Source organism: Paenibacillus sp. RC84 (genome assembly GCF_041260495.1).
GTDB lineage: Bacteria > Bacillota > Bacilli > Paenibacillales > NBRC-103111 > Paenibacillus_F.
Genome location: NZ_JBGBYL010000002.1, coordinates 170,660 through 183,702 on the forward strand (window position 1 = coordinate 170,660; position 13,043 = coordinate 183,702).

A 13,043-nucleotide genomic window follows, 5' to 3' on the forward strand; every position below is an offset into this window, starting at 1 on the left:
CCCTGAATCATGATGCATTTGATTATACATTTATTATATTCTCTTTTAGAGAAAGAACCTACTTAAAATCTTTTAATCAGCGTCAGCAGCGCAACGAAATCCTATGTTTCCTGTCGAGCTGTCCGGTGTATTTTGACTGCGGGCCGCTACACGGTAGCGGTTGCAATATGATTTATGGCATAAGTAGGAACCGCCGCGCAGAACCTTGGCATCTCCTGACAGAGGTCCTGCCGGATTATCCCTGGGACCATGGATGTGATAAGTTGGGCTAAACCAATCCGAACACCATTCCCACACATTGCCGGAGACGTTATACAGGCCATAACCGTTTGGATCGAAGGAGTGCGCAGGCGCTGTGCCCGCATATCCGTCGCTTGCATGATTTTTCACGGGAAATTTCCCCTGCCAAATGTTGCATAAATGCCGTCCGCCCTGCTTAAGCTCGTCTCCCCAGGGATAACGCTTCTGCACAAGGCCGCCTCGAGCGGCAAACTCCCATTCCGCTTCCGTGGGTAACCGCTTTCCTGCCCAATTGCAATAAGCCATTGCATCGTTCCATGAGATATGAATAACCGGATGATCCAACCGGTCTTCAATGCCGGAATCACGTCCGTCAGGATGGCGCCAGTCTGCTCCTTCTACCGCCCACCACCATGGTGCTTGCTGAACGCGATTTTGCACGGTCATCGCTGTAGCTTCGGAGACAAACAGATGAAACACAAAAGACCATCCGAAGATTTCCGCTTCCGTCCTATAGCCGGTTTCGTCGGCAAACTGTTGGAATTCACGATTCGTTACCGTGCAAGGATCGATATAGAAGGGTTTAAGCGTAATCTCTCTGACGGGTCCCTCTCCATCAGCCGGAAAACCTTCTTGATCGTTTGTTCCCATTAAAAATTTGCCGCCAGGCAATAAAATCATTTGTTCTTTGTTACCGGAATAAGAGCCAACTTTCAAAGACTGCGCGGCATTCATGGGGGGACGGTGATTGAAAAGGTTGGTATTTCTGCTTGCCGAGCAGCATGATGGCTTATTGGAATCCATAATGATAGTCACCGCTTTCTGGTTGGTTAGGGCATGGTTAGCCAAAGAGATGCGTCAATTTCGATCCGTACCGAATCGTTTTAGTATATAGAAGCACTATAGCATTCTTTAAATCTTTTTGGAATAAACTATTAATTATTTTAGCTAATTCATGTCTTTAATCGTCTTTATATATAGTGAAAATACATATTTCTGCGTTCTTTTGATCGTTATGAATTTAAGTTGGTAATTTACCGACAAAATAATTATATATTATTAAGTTAATGATTTCATTCTTAGAACATTAATAGAGATACATCGTAGATTGAATAGTTCTGACGGTAATCTCTTAAAGCAAACATTTTATGAATTAACAAAGAACAAACCTAAATGAAAGAGATTGCCAGTTGAATAGAAAAATAATGCGGAATGTTATACGCTATGCTGGTAAAAGAACATAAGCACGCCATAGCTGCTCCGGCGTTTTTTTGCCGGCCGGCTAGGCGAATCCGAAACGGGAAAGCAGGTGTCATGGCGTGAAACCGATTCTTATTTTTGATTTCGACGGGACGATTGTGGATTCCAAAGGGCTGGCGGTGCAGCTTTTTAATGAACTGGCGGTCAAATTCGGGGGCAGGCGAATCGAAGAGGCCGAAATCGGCAGACTTTCGGGCCTGTCCGTACCGGACCGTCTGAAGGCGCTGCACGTGCCGCTTTTTAAACTGCCCGCTCTTCTGCTGGAAGCCAAACGAAACTACAAACAAGCGGCGGTAAGCCTGCAGCCGGCAGACGGCATGAAGGAGCTGCTTCTGGCGCTAAAAGAACAGGGCCGAACGATGGGCATCCTGTCTTCCAATACGGCCGAAAATATCCGGCATTTCCTTGATCTGCACGGACTGGATGTATTCGATTTCGTTCATTCGGCAACGAATCTGTTCGGCAAGGACAAGGCGATCCGCGGCATGCTCCGCGCTCATTCGCTTCCCGCGGACCGGATTATTTACGTGGGGGACGAGCTGAGAGATGTCGAGGCCTGCCGAAGGGCCGGAGTGAGGGCGGCCGCCGTCACCTGGGGCTTCGATTCCGAAGAGCTGCTGGCCGGCGCGGGGCCCGATTATGTGTGCCGTACGGCGGAGCAGCTGGCGGCGGTTTTGCGGTAGAACCTATCGGGACAAGCGGGAAAGCATCTCCCGGCAAAGCCCCGGCCCCTCCGCTGCGGCGGCGATATCCGCACAAGCGGATGCTTCCGCCGCAGCGGCCTGGGCACACGGAGCCGCGAAGGGGGAGCGCAACCGCAACCGCAACGTGCCCGCATGGAAGCGGATGAAGACCGGGCTCGAAGCGAGATTCGATACGCACGCCCGAATAAAAACGCCTGATAGGCCGGAATGGGCAGATCAGGCGTTTTCTTTTACCGCTCGCGACGGGGTTATCGGCCGAATGGGCTATGACTATTGCAGGCGGTTATCGCGGCGGGAGGCGCCACCGCCGCCGAAGTGCCCACATTACCGAAAAGGTTACTGCGGCAAGGGCCAACCGCCACCGAAAGGGGCCGCCGTTACCGATCCCCGCTGTCACGGACTAGTTATGGGTAACCACGGCCCCGGAACCGCCGTACATGTCCAGCTCGTCCTCCAGTTCGATTTTCAGCACGGTCACATAGTCGTGGGTATCTTCCGGGGTCAGATGAATCCAAGTGGTTCCCGGTATCTGGAACCAGGGCACGCCCCCGTGGATATCGTACGTGAGCTCTTTGCCCGAATGCAGAACGGTAATCGTGCGGATTTTGCTGGAAAGCCCTTTGAGGCAGACCGATTCTTTCGGATCGTCGTACACGAACAGATAGAGCGTTTTTTTATCTTTGGACAACGTGCTGCCCCCCAGATAATACCGGGTAAGAATGCCTTCCCGTGTTCCGTAAACGGCTTCTTCGTGGGTCCGGATCCAGCTTCCGAGTCCCAGCAAAATTTGCTCCTGCCGGGGATCGACGGTACCGTCTTCCTTGGGTCCGATATCGAGCAGCATATTTCCGCCCATGGAGATGCAGTCGCAGAACATCCGGATGATCTGATGCAGAGATTTATAATGGTTGTCGTCCGGAACGTAGCCCCAGGAACCGTTTATCGTCGTGCAAAACTCCCAGGGGCCCTCGGGTCTCGTAATCGGCAGCCCCTGTTCGGGGGTTTTGTAGTCCCCGTGTCCCTGCAGACGGGAATTGATCATGATCTCGGGATTGAAGGAGTGCAGATAGTTTTTAAAAGCGGGAAGGTTCCACTGCTCGGCGCTCCGCTCCCAGTCTCCGTCGAACCAGAGCAGATCCACTTTCCCGTAATTCGTCAGAAGCTCCCGCAGTTGTTCATTGTTAAACGTCAGAAAGCGCTGCCATTTTTCTTCGTCCTGAACGCCGTCCGCAGGGCTCGAGAAGGGGTTGGCCCGGCCCGGCTCCTCGGGAACTCTGCCGCCCTCGTAGACGCTGGGATAATCGGGATGGGACCAGTCGATCAGGGAGAAGTACAGGCCCAGCCGGATTCCTCTTCGGGTTACCGCATCGGCGTATTCCCGGATGATGTCCCTGCCGGCCGGCGTGCTTTTGACCACATTGAGCTCGCTGGCCTGCGTATCCCACAAAGCGACGCCGTCGTGATGCTTCGTTGTGAGGACGGCATATTTTGCGCCGGACTTCTCGATCAGATCCGCCCATTTGTCCGCATCAAAGTTCCGGGCCGTAAAGCCGCCGAGCTGCTTCATATAATCCTCGTACGAAATGCGCCCGTTGTAGAAGGACCACGACTCGGCGATTCCGTTAACCGCATAAATCCCGTAATGAATGAAAATCCCCAGCTTCGCGTCCTCGAACCACTGCTGTACCATCTGTTATCCTCTCCTTTTCGCGTAACGATTCTTAAGCAGTATCTCACATTCCGCAGGCGCTGGATTGATGTGGTTTTTGACGTGCGTCTGCGGAGAACAAGAATAACCAACCGCCTGTTTGGGGAGGATTGGTTATCTTTGCGTTCAGGGAACCCGAAGCGGGCGAATCCCGCCAAGAATATGTCTTTTTTGTTATCCAAATACCGGAAACCGCGAATTTACTCCCTAACGGAGCAGGCCGCCACGAATGATGTAGGGATTGAAAATGACATATTTACGGACTCCCGCCCCGGGGGATACACTTTTGAAAACGCTACCAAAACTAAACGGAAAGGAGTGATACGATGCAGGCAAAAGCAAACATCCGCACGGCAGGCACAGCGGGGCGCCCGAAAGCGGGTACAGAAAGGAAGCCGGTCTGGAAACGGATGGTTTTAAACTGGGAACTGTATGTGTTCATCGCCCCGGCGTTTCTTTACTTTCTTATTTTTCATTACGGGCCCATGTACGGCATCCTGATCGCCTTCAAAAATTTTATTCCTACCAAAGGAATATGGGGGAGCCCCTGGGTCGGATTCGATCATTTCGTCCATTTTTTCGAGTCGTATTATTTCTGGGATCTATTATGGAACACGCTGAGCATCAGCTTGTACGATCTTGCCGTCGGGTTTCCGATTCCGATTCTTCTGGCGCTCGCTTTTAACGAAGTGCGGGACGGATTTTTCAAACGGATGGTGCAGACCGTCACGTACGCCCCTCATTTTATATCCGTTGTCGTGATGGCCGGAATGATCATTACGTTCCTGTCGCCGTCTACGGGGATTCTGGTGCATCTGATCGAGAAGCTCGGCTTCGAGGCCCCGCAGGTTTTGACGGACCCGAACTGGTTCAAAACGATGTATGTGTTCTCGGGCGTGTGGCAGAGCGCAGGCTGGGGAACGATTATTTACTTGGCGGCTTTGTCCGGTGTGGACCCGCAGTTGCACGAAGCGGCCATTATCGACGGCGCCTCGAGATTCCAGCGCATCCGGCACATTAATATCCCGACGATCGTACCGACGATGACCATTTTGCTCATTCTGAATATGGGAAGCCTCTTCGGAGTCGGGTTCGAGAAAATCCTGCTGCTGCAAAATCCGCTCAACATGGAGGCGTCGGATGTCATTTCCACCTTCGTCTACCGTTCGGGTCTGGTCAACGCCCAGTACAGCTTCTCGGCGGCAGTCGGATTGTTCAACTCCATTGTAAGCGCTATATTGCTGGTGACCGTGAACCAGATTGTCCGCCGTACCAGCGAGAACAGCTTATGGTAAACAGAAAGGAGGAAACCGGATGAGCTCGACCGTTAAAGATACGGCGCGGGATAAACTATTCCTGATCAGCACGTATGTCTATGTCGCGATTGCCCTCATTCTCGTGGCTTATCCCCTCGTTTATATTTTGAGCGCTTCGATCAGCAATCCGAAGTATGTCGGCTCGGGCGAGATGTGGCTGTTCCCGAAAGGGCTCACGTTCGAAGGGTACCAGATCGTTTTTGCCAACACGAAAATTTGGATGGGCTACGCCAACACGATTTTGTATACGGTGGTCGGGACGGCCGTTAACCTGCTCGTCACGATTCCGGCGGCGTATGCGCTCAGCCGCAAAGATTTTGTGGGCCGCAACTTTTTTATGGGCATGTTTATGGTGACGATGTTTTTCGGAGGCGGCCTTGTGCCCACGTACCTGCTCGTCAAGGGTCTCGGGCTCATGAACAGCATGTGGGCGATCATTCTGCCTTCTGCGGCGTCCATCTGGAACATCATCGTGTCGAGGACGTTTTTTCAAACCTCTATTCCGAAGGAACTGCAAGAAGCGGCACAGATCGACGGCTGCACGAATATGCGGATGTTTCTGAAAATCATCCTGCCGCTTTCGATGCCCATCGTGGCTGTCATGGCGCTATTTTACGGAGTCGGCAACTGGAACAGCTACTTCTCGGCGCTGATTTACCTGCATGAAGAATCCAAGTATCCGCTTCAGCTGATTTTGCGCCAGATTCTCGTGCTTCAGGAGATGTCGGCCCAGACGGGCGGCTCGCTGGATGCCTCGACGGCTTCCGCGCTCAACAATAAAGCCGAGATTGCGGCGCTTGTCAAATATGCCGTCATCATCGTGTCCACGCTGCCGATTATTGCGATCTATCCGTTTCTGCAGCGCTATTTCGTGCAAGGCGTCATGATCGGTTCCGTCAAGGGCTGATCTTGCCATACACCATACAAGGGGAGGATTTTAATTATGAAAAAAGTGTTGAAGTCAGGCTCGCTTATGCTCGGTCTTACGCTTGTGATAGCAGGTCTGTCCGCCTGCGGCTCCGCCGATAAAGCCGGGGAAGCGGGAACCGGTAAGAACGCCTCCGAAGTGAAAAAGGACGGGTTCCCGATTGTCGATAAACCGATGACGATGACCTTGATGGCTCCCGATGTCGGCGTGCAGGACTGGAACAAAATGCAGGTGATGCAGGAGATGGAGAAACTGACGGGCATTAAGATGCAATACCAGAACGCGCCGATCGACAGTTTCGATTCGAAGAAAAACCTCGTGTTCGCCAGCGACAGCCTGCCGGACGTGTTCTTCGGGGCGGACATCAAGCCGGCGGAGCAGGTGACGTACGGCAGCCAGGGCGTGCTCCTTCCCCTTGAAAACCTGATCGACAACTACGCGCCGAACTTGAAGAAAATCCTCGATGAGCATCCGGAGATCCGCAAAAACATGACGACTCCGTCTGGCCATATTTACGCGCTCCGCACGATCGACCTGTCGGCGGTCTGGTACCGCGGTCCGATGTGGTACAACGGCAAATTCCTGAAGGCGCTGGGCATGACGAAGCTGCCGGAGACGACGGAAGAGCTCTACACCTATCTCAAACGCGTGCAGGACGAAGACCCGAACGGCAACGGCAAGAAAGACGAGGTTCCGCTGACCTCTGTTAAACTCGACGACCTGCGGATGTTTTTCCTCGGATTCTGGGGTATCTACGACGAGGTTGTTTACGCCGACAAAGCGGGCAAGGTCCATTACACCCCTCAGGAGGAAGGCTACAAAGGGTATTTAACGTTCCTGAACCGCTTGTGGAAAGACAACCTGCTCGATCACGAGACGTTCTCCCAAACCGACGAACAGAAGAAAGCGAAAGGCAAAAACAACCGCGTCGCGCTGTTCAGCGATTACTACCCTTACTTCACGCTGGGCACGGAGCCGGACGAGAGCAACCCGATGATGAAGCCGGTTAAGAGCGAAGTGCCGGATTCACCCGTTTACGGCAAACACCCGGGTATTTCCTCCAACGGAACGTTCGCCATCACGAAGAGCAACCCGAGTCCGGAAGCGGCCATGCGCTGGGTCGATTATATGTACGGGTACGAAGGCGGCACGCTGTTCGCTCAAGGTCCGGAGGATGTGCTCTGGAAGTACACGGACAAGGAGAAGCACGTGAAGGAGTGGAAGCCCGTACCGGGCGGCGGCGACCGCGAAGAATACAGAGGCACGCTGACGCCGAATTACGGTATTCTCGTGCCGGGTGCGGCCAGCAGCGAGCTGTCCAAAGGGCTGAAAACCGATTTCGATAAATGGATCGACAAAGAAAACGAAGAGAAGCTGACGCCGATCGCCAAAATCCCGTTCCCGAGCGTCTTCCTGACGGAAGAAGAGCAGGCGGAAGTGACCCGGCTTAAGTCCGATCTGGATACGTATGTTAAGCAGATGGAAGCGAAGTTCGTAACCGGCCAGGAACCGCTGGCGAACTGGGATGCATATGCGGGTCAGCTCAAGAAAATGGGCAGCGACAAGATCGCGGGCATCTATCAGGCGGCGTACGACCGCTGGAACCAGGGCAGCGAGAAGAAGTAGAGTCTGCCGAATGCGCAGACGCTGCCACAAGCCGAACGGACAGCCGTTCACAGGGCGCTCCCCTTCCTTCGTCAGACAGACAATCGCCGCCGCACATCGGCTGTCCTTACGCACCACAATAAGCAGGCCCGCCCCCGTATAATCGGGGAGCGGGCCTGCGGGCAAGGCGGCGGGAAGGCCGGGTTCATTTCATGGGGGAGCGTCGGACTGCCATCGGCTAAAGGATGCGGATAGACCGCCTGCCGGACCGCGAGTCCGACTGTCAGCGGCACCTTCAACCGAACCTCATTCGAGGATTTTGCCGTGTGTTCCGGCCCTGTACAGCGGTTGGCCGCATCGAGCCTGTCGTCGGTTTCACCCGGCTACGCATGCTCGCCCGACGTGTTCAGCGTCCGGTACTGACCCGGCGTATAGCCCGTTTCCTTTTTGAATTTCCGGATGAAATTGGGGGTATCCAGATAGCCGACGCGGACGATGATCTCTTTGAGCGGATCGTTCGTCGTTTTCAGCTGATGCATGACCTCGTTCATCCTTTTTTGCCAGATATACTGGATAAAATTGATGCCGGTCTTCTCCTTGAACGTCCGGCTGAGATAAGAAGGCGAGATCCCGTATTCGGCGGATACGACCTCCAGACTGAGCGTGTGCTCCATGAAATGCTTGTCGATATACCCGACGATACGGTCCATGAGGGAATGCTCTTCCTTCGTCCGGTCCCGTTCCACCTGCGAGCAGATCCGGGCGGCGAGGTTCAGGCAGATGGCTTCAAGCTCCTCGGATGAATTGAAGTTGAGCTTGGACAGAACGTCCTGCGTCAAGCCTTGAATACCGAGTTCGGACGCGGTCTTCAGCAGGGTCGTCAGGATATCGTAGTGGATCAGCCGCAGATGCGGGGCGCTCAGCCCGGCTGCCGGCAAGTTTTTCAGCGCTTCCTGAAGGGTCTGCTCCGATACGTCATAACTGCCTTGTTTCAGACTTTGGGACAGCTTCAAAAGCACGTTGCCGGGAATCCAGAAGGTGCTGCGCTCCGGCGTACTGGACAGCTTTTCAAAAAAGGTAACGCTTCCATGAACGGTCAAAATGTTCGATTCAAACGCGGAACACGCTTCGATGTACGACTGGTTTAAGTGCGCGTGGCTCGTATAAGCCGTTCCGACCCCGATAACCGGCGAAGCATCGAACAGCTCCAGCAGATGGGTCCGGATGCCTTCCACGATTTGCTGCATCTGACCGAAAGGCGGCGTCTGTCCGGCGGGATCGAACCCGACGACAAGGGCAAGCTGATTCGGCTGGGGAAGCTCCACACTGTAAGCTTTGGCGGCAAGCCCGGGAAAATCGACTTCGGCAAAAAGCTGGATCATCGTCTGCCAGTCGTCTTTGCTGTCGTGCAGATGAGAGCGCTTGTCAAAACCGATTACCATCGCAAAGTGGCGGTCATGGTCGAATTTCAGATCGAAAGCTTCGAGAAGATCGGCCGACAGGCTCTTAGTCTGCCCGTATTTAAGCAGCATGAGCAGGGCGTGATTGCGGGCGTAAGGCTCCTGAAGATCCGCGCGGGTGCTGTGTTCCTGCAGGGAAATCCGGATTCGCTCGAGTTCATTGCCCGAAGTCCGGCTGCTTCTCGATTTGGAGCTGGCGAAATGGACCAGGTTCGAGATAGGCAGGTACTGCATCCGGGCAAGCAGCAGCGCCAGGGCGGCGCCGACGATCACGACGATGGACACCAGCAGAATAATAAAGCTGCGCACATGCAGCACGCTGCTGAAAAACTGGGCGCTCGGCATCAAGGTGACGTAAGTCCAGCCGTTTTTATCGGATTTTACGGACACGACGGAGTGGGACTGTCCGTTTAACGCCTGATTGTGGATGCCCGGAGGCAGCTTGAACAAAGCGCCGAGGTCGCCTGCCGTCAGCGATTCCTCGTTTCCGTTGTTCGTCAGGACCTGCCCGTTGTTGTCAAAAATGTACGTCAGCCCGCGGTAGCTGCCGAGAATGGAGTCGATCAGGCCGGTGAGTTCCGACTCCGGAATAAAGTACATCACGGTCCCATGAGGGGCCGGACTGTTGGGCGTAATCGGCACCAGGTAAGCGAGAATCGACTGCTGCAGGGATGTCGGCTGGCTGACGAGGTCCGCCGGCCGCATTTTTGGAAATTTAAGCGTATTCAAATCCTGCCGCAGCCCGTCCTGGGTCCAGTTGTGGAAGCTGTATTTGTCCGAAAACACGTCCAGCCCGGACATGCCGAAGGACGAATAAATTTTATCGTCGTCGTGATAGTACAGGAACAGATCTCCGATAATGGAGCTGGTCGCTTTGTAGTTATCCAATGCGCTGATCGCTTCCCGGCTGTAATAAGGGTCGTGGACCTTGTAAAGCGTCAGCCGTTCGTCGTAAGAAATCCGGGACGCGATTTCGGTCAATTCTTTGACCCGGCCGTCGATGATGGTCTTCGTCTGATTGAGCTGGTTAAGGTGAGACTGCTCGATTTCGGACTGGAGATTGCTCACGGCGCTGCGGTAAATGAAGATCGTCGCGAACGCCAGCGGAATAAGCAGAATGAACAAATACGACCAAATATATCGCATAAAAAGCTTCGATTTAAAGTAATCGGATTTCATTGGTTGTTCCCTCCTGTTTCGGGTTGATTTAGCTTCTAAGCGGTGTTTTTGAAAGGAATATCCATAATCATACCAAAAAAACAGCGGATTCATAGGGCAGTTCGTAGGATTTATGAAAGGGATTACAAAAAAATCGGCTTGCCTGGAGGTTGAGTGATGAGTGAGATGAGTGAGATGAACGCAGAGACACAAGAAGGGGCGCCGGCGGCCGTCGTGGAAGGCGTACACAATTACAGCCGGGAGGAAGACTGGGTCAAACCGGACGATCCCGTGCTGCTGGAGCGGCTGGAGTGGTTCCGAGACCAGAAGCTGGGGCTCATGATGCACTGGGGACCGTACTCCCAGCTCGGTGTCGTGGAGTCGTGGGCGCTGAGCGACGCGGATGCGGACTGGTCCCGGGACGGAATCGACTGGGACGTGAGCGCGGAAGAGCTTAAACGCGAATACTTCGGGCTGAACCGCACGTTTAATCCGCTTCGCTTTCAGCCCGAGCTGTGGGCCGGACTCGCCGCAGACAGCGGCTTCAAGTACTTGAACTTTACGACGAAGCATCATGACGGCTTCTGTATGTGGGATACCCGCACGACGGATTACCGCGTGACGCATCCCGACTGCCCGTTCCATGCCCACCGGCATGCGGATATTTGCGGCAGGCTGTTCGACGCTTTCCGGGCGAAGGGACTGGCGATATCCGCCTACTTCTCGAAAGCGGACTGGCGCTCGCCCTATTACTGGGCCCCGGGTATGGAGCGGGGCGGCCGCACGTCGCGGGGGACTTCTTACGACACGAAGGAACACCCCTGGCTGTGGGAGCAGTTCGTGAAGTTCACGCACGAGCAGATCGGCGAGCTCATGACCCGCTACGGGCGCATCGACATGCTCTGGCTGGACGCCGGCTGGGTGAACGCGGCGAACAACCAGGACATCCGGCTCGGCGAAGCCGTGGAGAAGGCGCGCGAGCTGCAGCCTTGGCTGCTCTGTGCGGACCGGACCGTCGGGGGGCCGTATGAAAATCTGATCACCCCCGAGCAGACGCTCCCGGAGCGCCCCCTGCTCGTCCCGTGGGAGAGCTGCATCACGATGGGGACGTCGTTCTCGTTCCGGTACGAGGACACGTATAAAACCGTCCGCCAGCTCGTCCATCTGCTCGTCGAGATCGTGGCGAAGGGCGGCAACCTCGCCCTCAACGTCGGGCCTCAGCCGGACGGAAGACTGCCGGAGACGGCCGTGGCGAGGATGAAAGGACTCGGTGCGTGGCTGAAGGTAAACGGCGAAGCCATTTACGGAACGCGCATCTGCGAGCCTTACGGTTCCGGCAGCTGGCGTTTCACGCGGAAGGGGGAGACCGTTTACGCCTTGTATCTGGTTGAGCGGGAACAGTCGCCGATGGAAGCGGAGATGTGCATCCCCCTCCGGGATTCCTTTGTCCGGGTTGAGCTGCTGGACGGGGACATACCACTGGATTACCGGCTGACCGAAAAAGGCATTACCGTCCGCCTGCCGGCGTCTGTGCGGGAGAAGGAAGCACCCGAGGCCATCGTGTTCCGGCTGTCGGGGAAGTAGGGCGGCCCTGTCCGGAACAATTTTATCCACTTAGAGAGAGGGGTGATCGGCATGGCGTTGAGCGGAGTGCCGGAACCGCGCATCACTTTTGCGCCCAAGCATTACTTGTGCAGGCGGGCGTCCGGGCCGTTGGAGCTTGACGGAAGGATAGACAAGCCGTTCTGGGAAGCGGCCGACTGGACGGAAGATTTTACGGATATCGAAGGAGACGCCAAGCCGCAGCCGTCCAAACGGACCCGGGTCAAAATGCTCTGGGACGACCGGTATTTCTATTTTGCGGCGGAGCTGATGGAGGACCAGATCTGGGCGACGCTTACGGAGCGGGATTCGGTCATTTTTTACGACAACGATTTTGAAATTTTTATCGATCCCGACGGCGATACCCACGAGTATTACGAATTTGAGATGAATGCCTTGAATACGGTCTGGGATTTGCTGCTCGTCAAACCTTACCGGGACGGAGGACCGCCCGTCAACGGCTGGGATATCGGCGGGTTGAAAACGGCCGTTCATATAGACGGGGAGCTGAACAATCCGGACGCGGACAACCGGAAGTGGACGCTGGAGGTGGCGATGCCGTGGTCCGCTCTGCGGGAGTGCGCGCCTGAGAACCGCCCGCCGGTCCAAGGAGAATTCTGGCGCGTGAATTTCTCCCGCGTGCAGTGGCGGACGGAGACTTCGGATGGCTTTTACCGGAAAATGATTGATCCCCAAAGCGGCAACCCTTATCCCGAGGATAACTGGGTCTGGTCTCCGATGGGAATCGTCAACATGCATTATCCCGAGCTGTGGGGTTATGTGGTGTTTGCGCACGGGGACGGGCCGGAGAGCTTCACGCTGCCGGACGATGAACGCGTAAAGTGGGAGCTGCGGAAGCTGTATTACCGGCAGCGCAATCATTATGAACAGTCGGGTGTTTTTATAAGCGATGTCAACGAACTTCTTGGCTGCGAGTCATGGAACATCGTTCCGCAGGTTGAAACGACGGCAAGAAGCTTTCAGATTTGCGCCGCCTCCGCCGACGGCAAAGCCGTCTATGTGATCCGCGAGGACGGAAAACTATGGAAGGAGTGAGAGACA

General features: G+C 54.8%; 9 protein-coding genes. 6 read left to right on the top strand and 3 right to left on the bottom strand.

Features of this window, described 5'->3' with window-relative positions:
• Nucleotides 1–72: 72 nt before the first annotated feature.
• A complete protein-coding gene (locus ABH899_RS04495) occupies nucleotides 73–1,044 on the bottom strand; it encodes a formylglycine-generating enzyme family protein (RefSeq protein WP_369994353.1) in 972 nt (323 codons plus the stop codon).
• A gap of 515 nt (nucleotides 1,045–1,559) precedes the next feature.
• Between ABH899_RS04495 and ABH899_RS04500 the strand changes: the two genes are divergently transcribed.
• The gene (locus ABH899_RS04500) at nucleotides 1,560–2,183 is read left to right on the top strand and encodes an HAD-IA family hydrolase (protein WP_369994355.1); all 624 of its coding nucleotides are present in this window, start codon (nucleotides 1,560–1,562) and stop codon (nucleotides 2,181–2,183) included.
• A 421-nt stretch (nucleotides 2,184–2,604) separates the two neighbouring features.
• Here the strand turns inward: ABH899_RS04500 and ABH899_RS04505 are convergent, their stop codons facing one another.
• On the bottom strand, nucleotides 2,605–3,894 hold the full coding sequence (locus ABH899_RS04505) for an alpha-L-fucosidase (RefSeq protein ID WP_369994358.1): 1,290 nt from the start codon (nucleotides 3,892–3,894) through the stop codon (nucleotides 2,605–2,607).
• Between the two features lie 344 nt (nucleotides 3,895–4,238).
• On the opposite strand from ABH899_RS04505, the gene ABH899_RS04510 reads away from it, so the two are divergent.
• The 3 genes from ABH899_RS04510 to ABH899_RS04520 are packed head-to-tail and all read left to right on the top strand — an operon-like array spanning nucleotide 4,239 to nucleotide 7,782.
• Nucleotides 4,239–5,207, top strand: coding sequence for an ABC transporter permease (locus ABH899_RS04510; RefSeq protein WP_369994361.1), 969 nt, complete (start codon nucleotides 4,239–4,241; stop codon nucleotides 5,205–5,207).
• 19 nt (nucleotides 5,208–5,226) lie between these two features.
• Nucleotides 5,227–6,135: a carbohydrate ABC transporter permease gene (locus ABH899_RS04515; RefSeq protein ID WP_016423878.1), complete on the top strand. Its 909-nt coding sequence runs from the start codon at nucleotides 5,227–5,229 to the stop codon at nucleotides 6,133–6,135.
• Between the two features lie 36 nt (nucleotides 6,136–6,171).
• A complete protein-coding gene (locus tag ABH899_RS04520; RefSeq protein WP_009676237.1) occupies nucleotides 6,172–7,782 on the top strand; it encodes an extracellular solute-binding protein in 1,611 nt (536 codons plus the stop codon).
• 362 nt (nucleotides 7,783–8,144) lie between these two features.
• Here the strand turns inward: ABH899_RS04520 and ABH899_RS04525 are convergent, their stop codons facing one another.
• A complete protein-coding gene (locus ABH899_RS04525) occupies nucleotides 8,145–10,400 on the bottom strand; it encodes a helix-turn-helix domain-containing protein (RefSeq protein WP_369994364.1) in 2,256 nt (751 codons plus the stop codon).
• A 156-nt stretch (nucleotides 10,401–10,556) separates the two neighbouring features.
• Here ABH899_RS04525 and ABH899_RS04530 point away from each other — a divergent pair, with 156 nt between their 5' ends.
• Both ABH899_RS04530 and ABH899_RS04535 read left to right on the top strand, forming a co-directional pair.
• Nucleotides 10,557–11,963 carry an alpha-L-fucosidase gene (locus ABH899_RS04530; RefSeq protein ID WP_369994367.1) on the top strand — a complete coding sequence of 469 codons (1,407 nt, stop codon included), beginning with the start codon at nucleotides 10,557–10,559 and terminating at the stop codon, nucleotides 11,961–11,963.
• Nucleotides 11,964–12,014: 51 nt separating this feature from the next.
• Nucleotides 12,015–13,037, top strand: a complete 1,023-nt coding sequence (locus tag ABH899_RS04535) for a carbohydrate-binding family 9-like protein (protein WP_369994369.1) — start codon at nucleotides 12,015–12,017, stop codon at nucleotides 13,035–13,037.
• Nucleotides 13,038–13,043: the final 6 nt, after the last annotated feature.

Excerpts from the sequence above, each read along its gene's own strand:
- ABH899_RS04495 (WP_369994353.1), bottom strand. The coding sequence starts at position 1,044 with ATGGATTCCAATAAGCCATCATGCTGCTCGGCAAGCAGAAATACCAAC.
- ABH899_RS04505 (WP_369994358.1), bottom strand. The coding sequence starts at position 3,894 with ATGGTACAGCAGTGGTTCGAGGACGCGAAGCTGGGGATTTTCATTCAT.
- ABH899_RS04510 (WP_369994361.1), top strand. The coding sequence starts at position 4,239 with ATGCAGGCAAAAGCAAACATCCGCACGGCAGGCACAGCGGGGCGCCCG.
- ABH899_RS04515 (WP_016423878.1), top strand. The coding sequence starts at position 5,227 with ATGAGCTCGACCGTTAAAGATACGGCGCGGGATAAACTATTCCTGATC.
- ABH899_RS04520 (WP_009676237.1), top strand. The coding sequence starts at position 6,172 with ATGAAAAAAGTGTTGAAGTCAGGCTCGCTTATGCTCGGTCTTACGCTT.
- ABH899_RS04525 (WP_369994364.1), bottom strand. The coding sequence starts at position 10,400 with ATGAAATCCGATTACTTTAAATCGAAGCTTTTTATGCGATATATTTGG.
- ABH899_RS04530 (WP_369994367.1), top strand. The coding sequence starts at position 10,557 with ATGAGTGAGATGAGTGAGATGAACGCAGAGACACAAGAAGGGGCGCCG.
- ABH899_RS04535 (WP_369994369.1), top strand. The coding sequence starts at position 12,015 with ATGGCGTTGAGCGGAGTGCCGGAACCGCGCATCACTTTTGCGCCCAAG.